The 18,900-nt window shown below is 68.4% G+C and carries 14 protein-coding genes; 9 read left to right on the top strand and 5 right to left on the bottom strand.

What is annotated here, in order from left to right:
• The first annotated feature begins 58 nt into the window (after positions 1-58).
• The 4 genes from ABT288_RS12825 to ABT288_RS12810 all read left to right on the top strand — a co-directional run bounded on the left by ABT288_RS12825 (position 59) and on the right by ABT288_RS12810 (position 7,300).
• Entirely contained in the window at positions 59-907 is an 849-nt protein-coding gene (locus tag ABT288_RS12825) for a hypothetical protein (protein ID WP_351605941.1), read from the top strand.
• A gap of 50 nt (positions 908-957) precedes the next feature.
• On the top strand, positions 958-4,428 hold the full coding sequence (locus ABT288_RS12820) for a hypothetical protein (protein WP_351605938.1): 3,471 nt from the start codon (positions 958-960) through the stop codon (positions 4,426-4,428).
• Positions 4,429-4,489: 61 nt separating this feature from the next.
• Positions 4,490-5,755, top strand: a complete 1,266-nt coding sequence (locus ABT288_RS12815) for a hypothetical protein (RefSeq protein WP_351605935.1) — start codon at positions 4,490-4,492, stop codon at positions 5,753-5,755.
• A 783-nt stretch (positions 5,756-6,538) separates the two neighbouring features.
• Positions 6,539-7,300: a class I SAM-dependent methyltransferase gene (locus ABT288_RS12810; RefSeq protein ID WP_351605959.1), complete on the top strand. Its 762-nt coding sequence runs from the start codon at positions 6,539-6,541 to the stop codon at positions 7,298-7,300.
• Positions 7,301-7,757: 457 nt separating this feature from the next.
• On the opposite strand, the gene ABT288_RS12805 is transcribed toward ABT288_RS12810, so the two are convergent.
• The 3 genes from ABT288_RS12805 to ABT288_RS12795 form a co-directional block, all read right to left on the bottom strand.
• On the bottom strand, positions 7,758-8,294 hold the full coding sequence (locus tag ABT288_RS12805) for a TerD family protein (RefSeq protein WP_351605933.1): 537 nt from the start codon (positions 8,292-8,294) through the stop codon (positions 7,758-7,760).
• Between the two features lie 229 nt (positions 8,295-8,523).
• Positions 8,524-9,279, bottom strand: a complete 756-nt coding sequence (locus tag ABT288_RS12800; RefSeq protein WP_351605932.1) for a hypothetical protein — start codon at positions 9,277-9,279, stop codon at positions 8,524-8,526.
• Positions 9,276-9,950 carry a hypothetical protein gene (locus tag ABT288_RS12795; RefSeq protein ID WP_351605930.1) on the bottom strand — a complete coding sequence of 225 codons (675 nt, stop codon included), beginning with the start codon at positions 9,948-9,950 and terminating at the stop codon, positions 9,276-9,278. The genes ABT288_RS12800 and ABT288_RS12795 overlap by 4 nt, the downstream gene beginning before the upstream one ends.
• 214 nt (positions 9,951-10,164) lie before the next feature.
• Here ABT288_RS12795 and ABT288_RS12790 point away from each other — a divergent pair, with 214 nt between their 5' ends.
• On the top strand, positions 10,165-11,877 hold the full coding sequence (locus tag ABT288_RS12790; RefSeq protein ID WP_351605927.1) for a hypothetical protein: 1,713 nt from the start codon (positions 10,165-10,167) through the stop codon (positions 11,875-11,877).
• 143 nt (positions 11,878-12,020) lie between these two features.
• Here ABT288_RS12790 and ABT288_RS12785 read toward each other — a convergent pair whose 3' ends face one another.
• Positions 12,021-12,428 (bottom strand): acyl-CoA thioesterase, encoded by a 408-nt coding sequence (locus tag ABT288_RS12785; protein WP_351605925.1) that lies wholly within the window; start codon positions 12,426-12,428, stop codon positions 12,021-12,023.
• 103 nt (positions 12,429-12,531) lie between these two features.
• Complete coding sequence (locus tag ABT288_RS12780) at positions 12,532-13,923, bottom strand: helix-turn-helix transcriptional regulator (protein ID WP_351605923.1); 1,392 nt, start codon at positions 13,921-13,923, stop codon at positions 12,532-12,534.
• 1,336 nt (positions 13,924-15,259) lie between these two features.
• On the opposite strand from ABT288_RS12780, the gene ABT288_RS12775 reads away from it, so the two are divergent.
• The 4 genes from ABT288_RS12775 to ABT288_RS12760 form a co-directional block, all read left to right on the top strand.
• Positions 15,260-16,165 (top strand): helix-turn-helix domain-containing protein, encoded by a 906-nt coding sequence (locus tag ABT288_RS12775; protein ID WP_351605921.1) that lies wholly within the window; start codon positions 15,260-15,262, stop codon positions 16,163-16,165.
• A gap of 2 nt (positions 16,166-16,167) precedes the next feature.
• On the top strand, positions 16,168-16,851 hold the full coding sequence (locus ABT288_RS12770; RefSeq protein WP_351605919.1) for a zinc finger domain-containing protein: 684 nt from the start codon (positions 16,168-16,170) through the stop codon (positions 16,849-16,851).
• Positions 16,852-17,013: 162 nt separating this feature from the next.
• Entirely contained in the window at positions 17,014-17,652 is a 639-nt protein-coding gene (locus tag ABT288_RS12765; protein WP_351605916.1) for a WhiB family transcriptional regulator, read from the top strand.
• On the top strand, positions 17,649-18,900 hold a 1,252-nt coding region (locus tag ABT288_RS12760), incomplete at its 3' end, for a hypothetical protein (protein WP_351605913.1). The genes ABT288_RS12765 and ABT288_RS12760, both read left to right, overlap by 4 nt.

Raw genomic sequence — 18,900 nt, 5'->3', positions numbered from 1 at the left:
CTTGGAAGCATTCGACCGCTTGCTCCTCTAGGCGGAGGGCTACCGATTCTCCCGCGCCTTGGCGCAGGCCGGCCCGCAGTTGCGTGCCGGCCTGCGCCGTAGTGCCACGACCACCGGTGCCCGGCGGGCCCGCACCGCGGCCGATGTGCGGTCACTGCTGTCCCAGTCAGGTGTCGCCACCCTCCTCACCCAGGCCGCCGAGGGCGAGTTGCGGCCCGTCGCCGACTGGCTCGACCGGCTGCGCCTCATGGAGATGCTGGGCTTCGAGCACCTGGTCCCGGACAGCCGGATGCTGCCGCCGGAGAGCATCCGCTTCGCCTACGTCGATGCCGGCTGGGTCCGCGCCGCTGTGGACGGGGCCCTCAGCGTCGGCGTCGGCCACGCCCTGGACGCCGACCTCAACGACCTGGCCACCACCGGCGGACGCCTACCGGCCTGCGCGGTACTGCTCCGCTCCGATCTGGTACCTCACTGGCCCCAGACCATCATCACCGCTTACGCGGGTCCCAGTGTCGTGGAGCCGCTGCGCAGCGCCCTCTTCGGCACCGATGTCCGCCTCATGCTCTACCCGCGGGTGATCGACCGGTTCGAACTGGCCGAGCCGCCGCGCGGCCTCTGCTTCGGCATCGGCAACGTGGGCACGATCCAGCTGCGCGAGATCAGCGGTGACCACATCGGCTATCCCATCGAGGGGATCGAGGGGGAGTTCCCACCGGGAAAGGGCGACGGCCGCTTCCGTCGCTTCCTGCGCCCCGGTGACGCGGACGTCCTCAATGTCTACGGCACCGGCGACGCTCTGGTTCCCGCCCTGTCGCAGGCCCACGGCGTCGAGCGGCTCTCCTCGGCGCAGTTCGCCCTGCAGATGATCAACGCGCCGCAGGCGCAGACCTTCTCCTACCGGCCCTGACCAGCACACCCCGCCCCATCCCGCGACGCTCGTGAAAGGACCGATGGGCCATGTCAGTGGACAACACCCTGGTCGTGCCGGTCGAGGTGGCCGCCCTCGCCGTCAATCGACAGACCCGCGACACCGGAAGCCACCACGTCATCCACCGCTGGAACACCAACTTCAAACACATCGGACAGGGCGTCCCGTCCGAGCCGGAGCCCTTCACCGGCGCCGAGGAGTGGACCGGGCGCGAAGACCGCCTCGGCGTCTATCTCCAGTGGGAACTGCCCGCCGCACTCACCCGCGGCCGGCACGATGACGAGGAGGGCGTCGGCGACTTCCCCCTCGTCCCCAACCGGTGGCTGGTCGTCCGCCACGGGGACAGCACCCGCACGCTCACCGCCTGGATCGTCGAGAGCGACTACCTCGATCCGACGAACGGCACCGTCTCCTTCCAGGACCCGGACAGCGCCACGCCCCAGGCCACGCTCATCGGCAAGTGCCATCCCCTCACCGGTCCCTGGCAGGAGCCCGCCAACCGGCGCGCCCCCTTCCTCACTGCGATCGGCCCCGGCCTGCTCACATTCTCCGTCTTCCAGCCCTACAACAAGAACGTCTTCTCCCTGCACGACACGCTGGAAGGCGTAGCGGAGCGGGAGCAACTCAGCTACTTCGTCGCCGGCTGGTACGCCGACCCGGCCAGCGACATCCTCGCGGGCACCGAGGACCTCGCAGACCTCCTGCGACGCCTGGAGTGGACCAAGCCCGCCGGCTCCGGCAGCGGGATTGGCACCTCCGTCTACACCGGCACCGTCCTGGGCCTGGACTGGGACCTGACCGGCCCGGTTCCCGACTCCCCTTGCCCCCGCCGCGAGGACGTCACCACGATGGTCGCCAACACCATGGGCGAGGCCGCGTCCGAACTCGGCGCCCAAGCCGACGGCACAGGGGCCTTCTCCGCAGCCGAAGCCGACCTCTTCCGCGCCTTCCTGCTCGGCGGCATCGAGGGCCTGGAGGACCGTGACCGTCCCGAAGCGGACATCCTCACCGACCGCCGCGCCCACGACACCGCTTTTGGTCCCGTGCCCGGCGGCTACCGCTGGTTCATCGGCGAACGCGGCGACGAACCAGGCCACATTCCCTCGCCGGACGCCGTAGCCGCCCGGCACACTGCCCGCGCGGCCGAGGTGGAGACGATCGCCGACCTCAACCGCAGGCAAGCCGAACATGACGCCACCGAAGCCGAACTGGACGCCGCCCGCGAACGCCTCTATCACCTGTGGTGGCTCAGCCGTCTGGAACGGCACTCCGACGAGTTCGGGGAGCGCATCGACGCCGAACTCGACCCCGCCAACCCCGACGGCGCGGCCGGTCACGTCACCGCCCTGGCCCGGCGCCTGGCCGAGCAGCGCCGCACCCTGCCCTGGGGCAGGACGGAAGAGGAGCTGTCCGCGAGCATCGCCACCCATTACCCCGCCTTCGGAGCACGCGCCGCCCGACGCCTCATCCGCGTCCCTGCCCAGGACTTCGAGTACTCCGCTGACCCCGCACTCGCCCTGCAAGGCGCCAACCTGCACGCACCGCTCACCCGCGGCACTCCGCTACCGTGCCGCACTCCCGACCGCCTGGTCACCCGCGCATCCGGCATCACCACCAGCGACGTGGCCGACCTCGTCCGCCAGGTCGACCTCACCCACCTGCCCGCCTGCTTCCACGCACTGCTGACCGAATTCCTCATCCTCGATGGGGCTCTTGCCACCGGCCAGATCCGCGAGGTCACCGGAACACTGCCCGAGTACGGCACGGCACCCTGGCAGATGCCCTGGCAACCGCTGTATCTGCTGTGGAAGGCCGAGTACTTCCCCCTGCCGTTCCACGACGGCACCACCGCACACTGGGAGTTCATCGACGGCTCCCGCTACCAGTGGCAGGGCACCGGCACCCCCGGCACCCCCCTGGTCATCTCCGGACGGCAGATCCTCACCCCCGCCCCCGGGCACACCCTCGACGGCGCCCTCGCCGCCTATGCCCGCGTCCGCGACCAGCTGCCCGCCGACAGCCTGCGGCGCCTGCGCGCCGACATCCGCTCCACCGACCTGCTCTCCCAGACCCTCGACGGCTTCGGCGCCGCCATCGCCCAGCGCCAGGCCCACGGCGGACTACAGCCCGCCGGCGACATCGCCGACCTCATCGGCAACGGCGGCTACCCCCCGCCGGACCCCGGCGGCATGCCGACCGACGACTGGACTCCGTGGCCCCCGTCCACCTTCCAGGAATTGCGCGCCGGACAACTCTCCTTCCTCAACCTGGCCGTCGTCGACCGCTTTGGACGCTCCGTCAACCTCATCGCAGAGCCCAGCCACTTTCGGCCCGAGATGCCCGACACCATGCGGCCCGCCCACCCGGTCAGCGGCTACGACAGCGGGCGTCTGGTCGAACTCGGCCCCCGCCTGCTCCAGCCGGCCCGGCTCGACTTCGCCTTCCTGTCCGCCACCGGCGACGAAGACACCGACCTCACCCCCGGAACCAACCCCGTCTGCGCCTGGCTGCTCCACAACCGCCTCGACGAATCCCTCGTCGTCCACGCACCCGACGGCACATCGCTCGGCGAACTACGCGTCACCCTGGGCTCCAACGACGAGCACGAGGTGTCCTGGACGGCACTGCCCGGCTCCGACCTCGACGACTTCGAGGAGCTGGAGACCGTCTCCCCGCACACCTACCGTCTGCTGAGCGCCATCAAAACCCGCGGCCCGCAGACCTTCGGCGCCTTCCGCGCCACCGTCGACCGCACCCTGGAGACCATCGACCCGGATGGCCCGGCCGACCCCGGCCTCGGATTCCTCCTCGGCCGACCCCTCGCCCTGGTCCGCACGCGGCTGACCATGCAACTACGAGGCCCCCTGCGCACCGACGTCAGCTGGCAGAACCTCTTCGACCCGCCGCAGCCGCAACTGCCCCACTACCCCTGGACGATCCGCCTGGGCGAGGTACAGCAGACCGACGACGGACTGGTCGGGTACGTCGCGGACAACGACTACACCCACTTCGAGACCGTGATCGAGCCCGTGATCGACCCCGCCGCAGGCAGCGACGACTACCTGCGGCCGATCGGCGACAAGCCCAGCCTGCAACTCGACTTCGGCGGCCACAACACCGCAGTGGCCACCGTCCTGTGTGACCCGCGTGCCGCCGTCCACGCCACCACCGACATCCTCGCCACCAAGCGAGTCTTCATCCCCCAGGAATTCACCGACCAGGCCATCGCCCGCATGTCCGTGAACTTCCGCACCGGCCCCCTGCTCTCCGGCACCACCGCACTGCTCGGTGCCCAGGAACAGGCCCAGGAGACCGTACTGATGCCCGCACCGGCCGGCATCACAGGCAGCTGGACCTGGAGTGAAAAGCGCGGCAGCACCTGGGAGAAACTCCCGATCCTCAGCCAGGACCCCTCCGACCTCCCGCTGGCCGAACCCGAGATCCGCTCCGGCTTCCTCACCCTCGACAACGCCGCACTGCACACCAGCACCGACAGCTGACCCACCACCGGCGCACCGACCACGGTGCTGCGGCACACCTGCCAGCCCGAGGAGCATCATCATGGCCCTGGTCTCCCCCACCCGCACCACGGACCCGACCCCGTGGGCACCGCTGATGTCCTACGACCTGACCACCAGCCCCGACCCCCTCAAGGCATCCCCGGAAAAGCCCGAGGAACCCGAGGAGCGCGGTGAGCTGATCATCGTCGCCTCGCGGCGCAGTGGCACTCCAGCCGATGTGGAATGGATCACGGTGAAAGTGCCGGCTGGGACGATGTCACCAGACCTGGCCACGAACCTGTCGAGCGTCAACGCACGGATCAGCCTCAACGGCTGGACAGTCCGACTGGACGAGCCGACGAAGGAGTTCGTCTTCTCCCCGGCCGGAAGCCACGAAACGATCGGGCCCGACACCGGATTCACCATCCAGCTCTCACAGATCCCGATCAGCCGCAAGGTCGGCACCTCACCGATCACCGTGACCGAACACTCCCGCACCGGCAACAACGCCTTCCAGGACAGGAAGGCGCTGTTCAGCGTCGGTAAATTCCCGGCCGACTTCTACATGCGCGAATTCCTGCCCGAAGGCGACCCCGTGATCGACAACGGCGGCGAAATCACCCTGACCTGGAAACGCTCCACCAACGCCACCTACGAACTGCTGTACGGAGACACCAACCTCAACGTCACCAACGAGACCACCCGCACCATCACCAACATCAAATCCGACACCACCTTCTACCTACGCGGCACCACCGGCGACCCCACCAACCCCGCCACCCGCATCCTCTACGCCCACATCACCGTCCGACGGCCAGACCTCGAAGTAGGCCAACTCACCGTCCACGGCCCAGCTCGCATGGAAGACGACACCACGTTCGCGGGCGGTGTCACCGTCCAGGGACGCGGCATCACCGTGGATGGGCCCATCACCATCACCGGACCTCTCACCGAGATCGCACACTTCGAGAGGGACCGGTCACCACTGGCCTTCACGGCCAAAACAGCGGGAGTCGTGTACGGCAAAAAGGCTTCCCGCCCCCATGTATATACCGGCCGTAGCATGGGCACCGGCCACGAGGAGATTACCTATACCCCTGACGCCACAGGGCTAATGAGCGTACAGACGGACTTGGCCACGGTGGAGGAGGGAGAAAATACCACGTTCATTGTCCCTGTTGCGAAAGACCAGACGTTCACCATCAAATTCGACGGCCCCATGGGCACTGGATGCCGGTTCTATTGGCTTCCGTTCGGCAATGTGGCCGACTCCATCACCCCGAGCCCCGAAAATGCGAAAGAGAAGGAAAGCGAATCCTGTGAATAAGGTTCTGCGCGTGCTCCGACCGCGTGCGCAACCAGACACGGGTGCTCGCCACATCCTCTTCGGGGGAATCGTCGAGCCGTCGGCAACCGGTGACAGCCGTCCGGCAGTCCACCACTCGTGGCCGCTGGGCGAGGCATGTCGGGCGTCTGTCGTCGTAGACGTCCACGACATCCGTTCGAGGGAGGCTGCGGCGCTGCGGCGCGGTCCCGAGGCGGTGAGAGCGCCCCGGATTGTTGCCGACGGTTCGGCGCGCGCCAGGACGTCAGAGCAGACATGGTGGCCCCTGGACCCTCAAGTCGCTCGGCTGGCATCACGCGTGCCGCAAGGCGCACAGAATTGCTGCTGACACGGACGTGTGACACCGCGCATGCCGTGCGGGGCATTCCCACGGATGCAACTGCGCTCAGTGAAAGGTGAGTTCACGGGCGGTGCCGCAGTGGCGCATGCAGCAGGTGGTTGGTAGATCCCCGTCGCGCACCCGTCCGGCGGCACCGCGTTGGCGAGATCACGGAGCTGGCGCTCGTCACGCGGTACGGGCACGACGTGCAGCCCGGTGGCAAGGCCCATACCCATACGGTCGGCCGCCGCCGTGGTCCAGGACGCGGCCGTGGCCGAGCGGGCCGCACCCGGTCACAGGCTGCCAGCTCAGCGGTGAAGGCCAGCAGCACACTGCGGCCGAGTCCGCCGTCGAATGCGTTTCATCGCCGACAGCCGATCCATGACACAGCCGCAGGGAAGGGTAACCAGTGCTCAATCCATGGGTTGAGCTGCGACGATCGGGATATACCGCGAACGTTTGAGGACCTGGTGGCCGAAGCCGAGTCCGTATCGGTGGAGGGCTGGGACTTCTCCTGGCTGGACGGGCGGGCCAGCGAGGAGCGCCCCTCGTGGGGATACCAGCGCACGATGGGTGAACGGATGGCACATGCCTCCGCGGCATTGGACATCCAGACCGGCGGCGGGGAGGTCCTCGCCGGGGTTCCGACGCTTCCCCTCCTGACGGTGGCCACGGAATCCTGGCCACCGAATATCGCGAAGGCGACCAAGCTACTGCGTCCGCGTGGAGTGGCGGTCGTCGTCGACGAGGACGAGCCGCCGCTTCCGTTCGCCGATGAAGCCTTCGACCTCGTGGTCAGCCGCCACCCGGTGACCACCTGGTGGCAGGAGATCGCCCGGGTCCTGCAACACGGCGGCACATACCTCTCCCAGCAGGTCGGCCCAGCCAGCGTCTTCGAACTCGTCGAGTACTTCCTGGGACCACAGCCGCCCGAGGTACGACGCAAACGCCACCCCGACGACGCCCGTGCCGCCGCAGAGACCGCCGGCCTGGAGGTCATCGACCTGCGCTCGGAATCCCTGCGTACCGAGTTCTTCGACGTCGGCGCGGTGATCTACTTCCTGCGGAAGGTGATCTGGATGGTTCCGGGGTTCACCGTCGACCAGTACCGGGACCGGCTCAGGCAACTGCACGACCGCATCCAGACCGACGGCCCCTTCGTCGCCCACACCACCCGCTTCCTGATCGAAGCCCGCAAACCCGCCTGATGCAGGCACACTTCATACCTGGCTGGACATACGACCAGGAAACCCGACACTGTTCGCCTGGATGTAGGCGTCCAGTGCGCTGCGGGTGTCACGGACGTGCTTGCCGGCCGTGACGAACGGGACGCGGCGTGCGGTGATCGGCCTACGGGAAAACCGTTCACCGGGTGCCAGGACCTCGGCGATCTCGGCAACGGTCAGACACTGCTCGGGCGCACTGGAGGAAGATAGGGGGTCTCGCCGCCGACCCGGTACGCAGAGGCGGGAAGGTGCTGGTCAGCCAGGGAGAGCGGCGCGTGCTGATCGGCACAGCGGGAAGTGATCTTGATGTGGCCGGGAACGGTCAACCCCGGAGCACCGCGTTAGGGCAGGTCAGCGGATTCTGTCGGTTGACCCCCTGGGCGATGAGTTCGGCGAGGGCCGCGAAGACGTGGAGGATGGGGCCGGGACGAATCTTCGCTCAGGCCGTCCCCATCGTCTGCGGGAACGTCGCCGGATCCGTGTCGAAGCCCCGCAGTAGCGGACGGAACGTCCAGAGGCCGGCCGCGTCGCGGAGAAACTCGCCGAGCGTCGCGGCCGTCGATCCGGCGACCTCCGTGAAGTCCTGATCCGCCAGGACCTTGCTTCCGGCCGTGATCTGCGCCCGCGGGTTCGCCACGTCGCCGAAGTAGAGGGGCACGCCGGCCGCCTGCTGGAGGGACGCGCCGATCACGACGCGGCCGCTCGTGTCCGGCATGCGGGACAGCTCCAGGGTCATTACCGCGTCCCAGCCCAGCCCCTGGCCCGTGCGGCTGTCCCGATTGAGGTAGACGGTGTCGTCGGTCGAGCGGCGGTCGAAGTGGACGAGCTGGACGGGCGCGCCATGCGGGTCGGCCGTCGCGTGGACGGCGGCGATCAGGTCGAGGTTGTGGGGCGAGGCGCCGAGCGGGGCGGCATCCCACCTCACCAGTGCCTGGGCCGTGCCGATTCCCTTGCCGGAACCATCCGAACCGTTCACTGCCGGTCGCCTCCTCGCTCCGCGGTGCTTGTGGCGTTCATCATCTCCTTCGGGGGGCATGCCCGGAAGACTGCGCCGCGGCCCCGGCCACTGGAACTCCCCCTGGTGGAGCATCAGGGGGAGTTCCAGTGGATCGCGAGAACGATGCCTGTCTTGGTGTGCCCTCGCCATGGGCCGCCGACAGCGGCTGTCCCCCAAGACTGAGACAGCCGTGCCAACTCGCCGCAACCTACGGCGACGGCGGCTGAGCGGCGGGCTCGTGTTCCTCTGGATCGAGGTCGGCTGTCCGTACGATCACGCGCTCGCCATGCGGGCCCGGGGCCTCGAGCCGGATCTCACCCTCGATGGTCGACATCACCACTCTGCGAGATCCCCTCTCCTGCCCCGGCACACTGAGAACCACCTCATAGCCGGGCGGCGGTCCGGGCAGCACCGTGCGGTGCTCGTCGTCCATCAGCCAGGCCGGGGCGACTACTTCCCCGCTCCGCCCCTTGTCCTCGCCACCAACTACCCGTACTCGTGTGCCCGCCGTCAAGCCCGCTGGCCGCTCGGCGGCAAGAGCAGCCTGCGCAGCCGCGCCGGCCCAATGTGTAACCACGTCGACGGCAGGCAGCGAAGAACCGCGGGCGATGCCGCGCGGCATCCCGCCGCTGTTGGCCCGCGCAGGCGCCGTCGGCCACGGGCGGCTCAACCACGCCCACTCGGACGCCGCTTCCGTTGGCTGCGCGCCCTCGGCCGACAACCCCAGCGTGTCAGCGAGTTCACGCACCATTGCGGGTCCTCGGTCGAGGTGCCACAGGACACTGCCGACGTCCACCTCCGCAGCGGGCCGACCCTGCTGCTTGGCCAGAGCCGCGAGCGTCACAGCAAGCACCCCGCGAATCGCCCGCCCGTCCCACGTGTCCGCCGGCTGATGCCCCAGGGTCACGATCTGATCGGCGCGCTCCGAGGACTGTGCCCACTCAACCGGACGTCCGTCCGTCATGCCGCGAGCCCCTGGGTCTCGAACGAATAACGCTTGCCGACGATTTCTGAGACACCCAAGGGAGCAGTCCGTCGTCCGCTGCCAAGACCAGGAGCGCCGCTCTGGTGAGACAGCGAGGGCCGTGAGACACCCGAACTGTTCCTAACCAGCGCCGGGTCGGGCAGCCCCGTCCCGATCCCCCGGGACATGCCGCCCCACCGGGGCTCCGGTGTCTCCGGCACCCAGTTGCCGCCCGAAGCAGGGGCCAGGGCCGGCTGCTCGAAGTCGGACTTCACGGGGGCCTGTGGGTCCCAGGTCCGGGTCAACCACCGCCAGCACTCGGTCACGGGGTCGCCGGGGGCAGCCGTGCGGGACAAGTCATGACCGGCGTCCGGGAGGACGGCGGTGACAAGCTCGGTCACCCGCTCGTCGTCACGCAGTTGCCACAGAACCGCCTGCCAAGGGATCTCGCCGACGGGACGGCGGTCGCGCAGGTGCAGGGCGTAAAGCACCATGGCGACGATCCCGCGCATTGCCACGTCGTCCCAGCACTCTTCGTCCATCCCGGAGAAGCTGTGTTTGGCGGTCGCCTCGGTGGCACGACGTACGGCCTCTTCCCAGGCAGCGACGTGGGCACGAGGGGGCATGGGCTGGCTCCTGATGGGCTGTCGGGTGGCCTGGAAGACGAACATCCCGTTCACCGAGTGCCGGTCGCGCCACGGGCCATGGTTGACTCCTGCCGGCAGGGGCTGTGAATCCGGTCGGCGAACTTGTGCCAAACATACCGGCTCGTTCCGCGTGTAACACCGGATCACCGCCACGACGACTAGCGGACGTTGGGCAAATGCGGGTCACGGTCCTGCGATCGGTTGTCCGGGCTCCGGACTGCGACCTAGGGTTGATTCCATGCCGGTGCACCCCCTTGCCGACCAGGCCGCCAATCTGCGGGTTACAACGCTCACGTACTTGCGTTCCTCGCTCTGCCGCGAGTTCTGGTCCATGCTCATGCGTGAGGGCCAGAGTTTTCTTATGCCCGCCTCATGGTCGTCCCTGCCCCATGCCCGGCAGATCGACTCAGTGATCGCAGCCGAGTGCAAACGGGTCGCCGACGGCACGACATTCGCGATGGCCAGCAACCTTGTGCAGGCCGCCCACGCCATCGGCACGGACCACACGATTCCCCTGCCGTTCACCGCCGACGTACTGCCCGCACCCTCCGGCATGCTGGCCTTCTCCACCGAGGAGCCTTTGATGCATGTCGGCTCTGATCCCGTGATCGCGGTCACCTGGGGGGCACCGATGGAGGGCTTCTCCGAAGGGGTGCATCTGACCTGGTGGACGGCCATGCGCGACCAGGACCAGGAGCCGGATGCAGCCGCGCGGGGCAGGCTGATTCCGATGGTGCCCGACTTCGAGGTGCACCTGCCCTTCCTGCCCATCTTCGACAAGCGCCTGAGCCACACGAATCAAGACCTCGACTCCGGGTTGATCTACTCGGCCGTCCCTCTGCGCACCGTAGTGGCCGCCTGGTACGCCCTCACGGCGGACAGCACGGCGCTGTCCGAACAGCGCCCCCACGCCACTGTCACGCAGGCGTTGAAGGAACTGAAGGCGAAAAAGCGTGGCGTCCAGGTCGCCACAACCATCGGATCCGACGCCGCGCAGCTCGAAATCACCGAGCGAGCCACGCAAAAGATGGGCGAGGTGCGTCAACAGTTCGACCCGTTCGACCCGTCGCCGGCACTCGTCTCGACCCCGAAGAAGGTGTCGTACGGTGTCTTCGAGGCTCAGCTCGACCACCAGCTCGACGCCGATCACCGGCGCATCGCGCACATCTACCGCGAGGCGGCTGACCACTGGCACCGACTGGAGATGCAGGCTACCCAGAGGTATCCCGGCATCTTCGATCAATTGGAAGAACTGCGCGCTCGCGAGCAAGAACGGTGGAAGCCGTGGTGCTGGATGCCGAGCATCCGCGTAGCAGCCTGGCTCAAGGAGATGCACGACGCGCCGATGGGCCAGGCCATGTGGGACGGGGCCCGCATCGCTGCCCTCGGGGCTTGGCGGAACGGCGGTCGCCACAGCGTCCTGACCACGCTGCCGGTCCAGGCCACGGCCAGCGACCGGGTTCCCTTCGATCTCCCTGAGACCATGCCTGTCCCCGGCCTTGGCATGGTCATTGACGACAGCGGCACCATCCACCTTCTGCTGGCATGCCTCGACGACGTCAGCGATCACGGGCCCGCGGACGCCGAGCTGGTGCTCGTCTCCAACTATGGTGAGCCGGACCGCATGCTTGAGGACGTCACCAAACTCACCGTGTTCCTCACAGGGGACGATCTCCTGGACGCGGTAAAGATCACTCAGGCGTACTACGACGACGCCGCAGTGAAGAACGGCCAGAAACCGCATCCTGCCGACGAGACCTTGTACGCCGAACACGCCTACGCGATGGGAATATTCACGGGACTTCTGTCTGGCATCTGTGCCCCAGGTGCCGAGTTGCAGGACGCAGGGGCTCTAACCAGACGCAAACTGTCGGCCCCATGGCCACCGGAGCCAAACGTACTTTCCGAGACAACCCTCTGGCTCCTTACCGACACCCCCACGGCTCGGTGACGAGGACCGCCACTCCCAACTGATACCCCACAGTGACGGGTAGCCCAGGCGGTTTGCACCGGAGGTCCTGGCTGCATCGTGCTAGCCAGGACCTCCCGGCGGCGCAGCATCCGCCATAGTCCATTCGACGGCGGAGCAACAGATCAGGCATCGGTGTAGCGGGCGAGGAATTCCTTCTCGGTCTCCGAGAGCCGCCGCGGCCTGCCACTGTCCAGGTTGTAAGCGGCCATCGTGGTTGTGGCCTCGGCGTACAGCTGGTTGTCATCCCGAATCTCGTAGCCGAGTTCGAGCCTCGCTCCCCGGCTAGTGACGACCCAGACATTCACGTCCACAGGCGCTTCGCGGTACGACAGCGGAGCGCGGTAGTCGACGATGGACCGGCCGACGACGAATGCGTGCTGGCGGCGCTCTGCCTCGTCGGCGGGCAGCATCTCCTGGAACATCCGCGTGCGTGCCTCCTCCATGTACTGGAGAAACTTCGCGTTGTTGACGTGCCCGTACGCGTCCGCGTCGGCCCAGCGCAACGGGAGGGAATAGGTGTACTTCTTCACGAGAGGGGTCTTCCTGTATGTGTGCGTGGGGGGGTGCAGCTGGCTTGGAGCCCACTGATGCAGCCTGCGGGTGGCTCTGAGCAGGGCCGCTCGTCTCGGTCTCTCAGCCTGCCATGCCACTCTTCGGCGACTCGGCATTGCCTTCCTGCACCTGCTGTAGGACATCGCGGAGCACGCGCTGCTCGGTGTCGCGCTCGTCGAGGAGCTGCCCGATGCGGACCGTTGCCGCCGAAGGATCGGCCGGCAGGGCAGAACGCACCAGCTGACGCATTTCAAGGAGGCACGCGCCTTCGATCGTGTGCCTGGGCACGCGAGCGATAACGGTAGCCGGGGACACATGGGTGACGGACCAGCAGCCGGTTGTCTCTTCTGTGGCCCACACCACGGTGCGCTTGTCCGGCGAAAGCGTCAGATGGACATCGGGCCCCACGGTTCTGCTGATGGCCGGCAGGGCAATGCCGTTCTCACCCGCCAGCGCTGCTGCTTCGTCTGCAGTGGCGACGACCATGCGGGCCGCGAGCGTTGCCGCTTCCCTTCGCCAGCGGGTGGCGGCGTCTTCGGCCGCGCGGTTCTGCGCGTGCCGCTGTGCCGTCGCCACGTCCTCTTCGTTCGCGGTCATGGTTGCCCAGGCATCGCGGACGCCGCCGAGCGCGTCGTGCTCGTCGTCGCCATGGCCTTCAACCCAGGTGATCACAACGAAGCGGCAGTCGGGCATCGACGCGGGATAGAGGACGTGGCTGACGACCTCGATGGTCTCCCAGTCCAGCGTCGGCACGTTCATCCGGAAGACGTGGCCATCGCGTGTCTCCCCCATGTCGTGTTCGGTCTCCCAGACGTGCCTCACGTCGGGGTCCTTCTTGACGTCCTCGATCAGCCGGCGCAGCTCGGCGTCATTCGGCCTGGTGGCCTGGGCGAACTTGAGGATCTTCACGTAGGCCGAGGCGTGCTTGTCCCAGTCCTGGTACTGGGCGCGGGCCTCCGGGGTCGTCAGAGCCCACCGAATGAGATTCGCGCCCGGCTCCATCACCCACGGCCACCACTCCGCCATGGCGGTGTTGAACGCCAGGATGTTCCAGTGCTGGTCACACAGGTACGCGGGGCTGGGCATCTGCCGGTCGATGAGCAGACGCAAAGCCTGTTGCAGCTCCGGCTGGCTGGACCCGCTCGGCGGAACGAGCATCGAGCCGACGTTGTAGAGCAGCAGTGCGTGACGCTCGTCGCGGTCCAGCCGAAGTAGCTCGGAGAGGGCCTCGCACTGTGTGCGGGACAGTCGGGGTGGTGTCGCGCCACGTTCGATCTTGCGATACGTGCGCTCGCTCATGCCCAGAGCCCTGGCCGTCCGGTACTGGGTTACCCCTGCCGCCTTGCGCCACCTGCGCAGGAGGGCTCCGAAGCCCATGTAGTGGCCGGCCAACTGCTGTCCGCTGCCGCCGCGCTCCGAAATCTCCTCTTCCAGAGCGTCATCGCCGCTGGGCTTTTGTTCCTGCGTGACCACGAAATTCCTGCCTTTGGTTCTCAGGAGACTCGACGTTCTGGGCGCACAAAAGGGCCCAGCGGCAGCGAATGCGCTGGGCCCGCCCTTCGCCTCCCGGAAGAACCATACGCAATCCGTTGGCGATCTTGATCCGGGGTGGGTCGCCCATGAAAGACGGCCCCATAGTTCAACGTCGAACAAACGGGGCGCGACATGGCGGCACGTTCACACCCGAAACGGACACAAGTCAAGATCCACATCGGGGGGCGGCCGGAAAATCGGCAAAACGTTGCCGCTTTTCACCGGGCGAAGTGCGGGGCGGTCTAGACCACACCTCTTAGCGGGCATTCAGTTGACACTCCCCTCGGCATTTCCCTTGCGCGAGGCGTGAGTTACGGCGCCGTAAGTACGCACCACCTACTGCATCACCTGGGCGACCTACCACCGCAAACTGGACAAATGATTGCCGTTGACGTGCTCGAACGGGCTTGACTTAAATCGCTCTGGCCAGCAGTTCCGTCCAGCAATGTGGCATAAGACACAAGGGGTCGCAGTGAGGATCATGTCCGAGACGCTCGGGCCCTTCGGTCCGTGCCGGCCTGTCAGTCCGGTGTCTGTCGGCGTCGACGCCGACCCGGAACATCGGTCAAGCCGGCCCAGTGAAACGGCCCGCAGTCGGATAGTGATACTCCCAGCGCGACGCTTATTGGTTCGCCATTCGGCGCCATGAAGGCGACGGTGGGCGCAGGAATTGACAAAATACTTGTGATGCAGATTTTAGCGCCCTGAATTGCGCCTTCGGCTCTTACGAGCGTTGCGGGTAATGGTGACAGCCGCCCCGCAGTGGCTCTGCAGTACATGGCCGATCGCCCGTCGATCGGACGCGCAGCCTCATCACTCTCTGTAACTAGTACAGAGTTTTAGAGCCAACTCTGGATCTTGACACGGGTCCGTGCGTATGTTCGTCGTCCCCCGGGCAGCCCGCCTGGGGCCCAGCGAGCGTGAGAGGAGAGCAGGACCCGAACGACTCGTGCAGGTCCGTATACAGCGACGGCGCCCAGGAGCGGCTACTCCTGGACGCCGAACGCGTAGCGGCACGTACCGCCCCGATCCGGCCCGGCTAGGCCCGAGGGGGCGGAGATTGCCCACCATCACCACGCTGATCCCTTTCCGACGGGCCTTCAGCGTGGCAACACTGCAAAGGGGATTCTTCCATGCCTCCCGCCATACGCAAAAGGCCCCGTGATCCGGCCTACGCGGCATCCATCCTCGCCCTGGCATCGCGCCGCATCCGCACGCTGCATGCCACCCCGGCGTCAGCAAGGCGATGGCCGGACGTCGTGGCCGGGGGTAGCCGATGAGCAGCGAGGCCCGCGAGTGGGTGTTTGAGCACAGCTCCAGCAAAGGCACCGCGCGGCTGGTCCTTCATGCGATCGCGGACCGGGTCGCCAACGATGAGTGCATCGCCTGGGCCTCTCTCGGAAGTCTGGTCAAGCGTACGAATGCGAGCCGCACGGCGGTACGTGATGCGCTGACCGCGCTCGAAAAGAGCGGCGAGTTGGCCACCCTGGACCACCTGGAGGGTCCCCAGCGCAGCACGGTCTACCGGCTGCCCCGAACTGCCGCGTGGCTGGCCAAGGTCGCAGAAACCCGTCGTACGGACCCGGACGCGTACGTTGAGCCACCGACGAAATCTGACCCGGTACCGGAGCTGGACGAGGAGGCCGAGAAGGGCCTGCGGCGGTACGGGATCTGGCCCAAGAAGGGCACGGAATCCGGCACCTCCGACCGGAATCCGGCCGGTTCGGAATCCGGCCCCTCGCGTCGGAATCCGACCCCCCGACGTGCCGGAATCCGACCCCAGCACGGTACGGAATCCGACACACAGAACCGTAGAGAACCTAAGTTGAACCGGAAAGGCAGCAGTGGTGGTGCTGCCGTCACCTCGGCTGCCGACTGGCAGGTCGACCCCGCCAGCCACACCTGGGCCCGCCAGCAAGGCCACCTCGACCGCCTCGGCGAAGAGGGCCTGCGAACAGCCGACGCAAAGTGGCGCGCCCACCGCGCCGGGCACGCCCCGCGAGTGGCGACTGCCTGGGCTGCCGACTGGCGCTCCTGGATCGCCCGAGAGCATGCTCCGGCCCGTCCGAACCTCTACGCCGTAGCCGGCAGCGGGCTCGCCCCGACGGGCGGCATGACCCGCGCCCAACAGCACACCGCCGCCCTCCTCGCCGCCCTCAACGAGCCGACCGGAACGGAGTAGCCATGGACCGCCGCGAAACCGCCGCCCTGCTGGCCTACATCGGCCGACTCGATCCCCGCACCATCCGCACCGACCAGGGCGAGGCCCGCGACCAGCTCGCCCAGTGGCACGAGCTGCTGGACGAGGTGCCGCTGGCCACGCCGCACGGCTGGGACGCCTGCGTCGTCGCCCGCCGCCACATCCGCGTCTCGCCGTACCAGATCCTGCCCGCGGACATCGCCCGCCCGTGGGAGAGCTACAAGCGCGACCGCCTGCATCGGCATACCGACCCCACGCCGTCGGCCGACCCGGACGACCTGGCGGCCTGGACCGCCGAGCTGGTCGGCACCCGTCGTGCGGTCGCCACCGGCACCGCCCAGCCGGTGGCGTACCGGCAGCTCGCCGGGCGCCGTACCGACCCGCGGCTGGAGGCACGACTGAAGGAGATCGGCTCCTGCATCCCGCCGGAGGTCAAGGCTGCCCTCGCCCCCTTCCGTCGCGCCCGCGCCGCCCGCGAAGCGGCCCTCGCCCAGGGCGAGCCCGACGCACTCTCGGTGCGCTGCGACTGGTGCGAGGCACCGGTCGGCGAGCCGTGCCGCCGTCGGCGCGTCGGCCCTGACGGCTTCGCACGCGGCAACGCCCCACGGGCCACGCCGCATCACTGCCGTCAGGACCTCGCCGTCGCCCAACAGGCGGCGATGGCCTGACCGGCCCACCAGGCGATGCACCCCGTCTGGTGCACCCGCGCAACACCACCGTCCCGCCCCTTGCTGCGGCGCCCCTGTCCCGCGCCGCAGCAGGCGCCCGACGCCGCGTCCACCCACCGCCGACCTGCTGTCGGCCGGCGCGGCAGCACACCGGAGACCCCCTTGCGCCACATCACCACCCACACCACGCCGGCCACCGGCCTGCGCGGCATCGGCGACACCAGCTGGCAGCCCCACGGCGCCTGCCACGGCATGGACCCCGAGGACGCCGACGCCACCTTCTTCCCCCTGCCCCGGGACCACGAGGCCATTGCCAACGCCAAGGAACTCTGTGCCTTGTGCCCCGTGCGCCGCGACTGCCTCAACTACGCCTTGGAGAACGACCTCAAGGAGGGCGTCTGGGGCGGGCTGACCGCAGCCGAACGCCGCCCCTGGCACGACGGACTGCCCCGCCGCCTCGACTACAGCCGCGTGGTCGCCTTCTTCAACGGCCGCGACGTCCACCTCACCGAGGCCGAGCGCCAGGTCGTCATCGACCACGCCTACGTCCGCGGATGGCGACCCGACCGGCTCGCCGCCGCCCTGCAGATCGGCACCAAGCACGCCAGGGACCTGCTGCGGCAGGCCGCCAACAAGGTCTTCGACCGCGACCGCACCCTCGGCGTGCCCCGGCGGAAGAACCCGAAGAAGACGACCGCGAAGACCAGCCGACCTGCAACCGCACGGCCCGCCTCACAGCAGCCCGTCGCCCGCCCGGTGGCGCCGGCCTCGGCGCACGCCCCTCTCGGAAAGGCCGCATGACCCACCCTGTCCTCTCCCTCGGTGCTGGCCCCGGCCTGTCCCGCCTCCTCGCCCTCGGCGTCCCCGCCGCCGCACTGGCCGTGGCCTTGGTCGGCTGGGCGTTCCGGCGGCGGGCACAGCGCACGCAGAAGCGACTCGGCAATACGGCGGTCGTGGTCGCCGCCCTGGCCGCGCTCGGCTGCACCGCCTACAGCGCCGACACCAGCTGGCGCTTCGCCGCCGACTATCTCAACATCGCCGGCACCGCCGAACGCGCCAGCATGTTCGCCGCCGCGGAACTGGGGCTGTTTGCCACCGCGCTGATGGCTCGGCAGAACCTGAGCACCCAGGGCGCCCCGGGGCTGCCGGGCACCTTGGTGTGGCTCATCACTGGTGTTCAGGTGATCCCCGCCTACGCCGAGAGCGGTCCCGTAGGAGGCACTGTCCGCGCCTTCGTGGGACCGGTCATGGCGGCGATGCTCTGGCACCTGGCCATGGGCATCGAGCTGCGCCTGCGCACCCCCGGCGCCGCCTCCCACGGCCTGATCGCCACTCTCGGGCGAGAAGCACGCGAGCGACTGCTGTCCCGGCTTGGCATCGCCGCCCGTGACCGCGACGCCGCGCAGATCACCCGGGACCGCGCCACCGCTCGCGCCGTGGCCCTCGCCACCCGGCTCGCTGAACTCACAACCGAGCAGCGGCAGAGCCGACGAGGTCGGCGCATGACCCGGCGGTTGTCGAAAGCGATCGGCCGGGCCTCGGTCGGCACCGAACCGACCCAACGTGCCGAGCTGCTCGCTCAGCTTGCTGCCCGCCGACACGCACTCGCGCTCGCCACCGTCCCGCTGCCCTCACCGTGGTCCCCACCTCACTCCGGCGAGATGGCGACCACGGTCCCCGCCACGTGCGTCGAGAGCAACTCGATCCCCAACGACAGTCCCCGCACCGTCGCCGCTCGGAACGGGGACCGGGGACTGCAACCTCACCGGAGGCCGGAGACCGAGAACACCGAGCAGCACGACGGAACCGGGGACCGTGAGGCGGGGACCGCGAAGGGGACCGAGGGCCAAGGCTCGAGTCCCAGGGACCACGAGCCGGGGACCGAGACAGTGAACCCGAAGTCCGGTGAGGAACACGAGAGCCGCTCGGGGACCGGCCTCCCGGTTGATGAAGCGCCTGCACAACGGCCTGAACGACACCCGGGGCTGGGGACCGCGGGGTCGGGGACCGGCGCCTCCGGGGACCGGGGACCGACCGACACGGGGACCG

The sequence above is a fragment of the Streptomyces sp. NPDC001093 genome, assembly GCF_040298985.1.
Taxonomy (GTDB): domain Bacteria; phylum Actinomycetota; class Actinomycetes; order Streptomycetales; family Streptomycetaceae; genus Streptomyces.
Note: the sequence above shows the minus strand (reverse complement) of the source record. Positions and strands in the feature narration are given on the sequence as shown.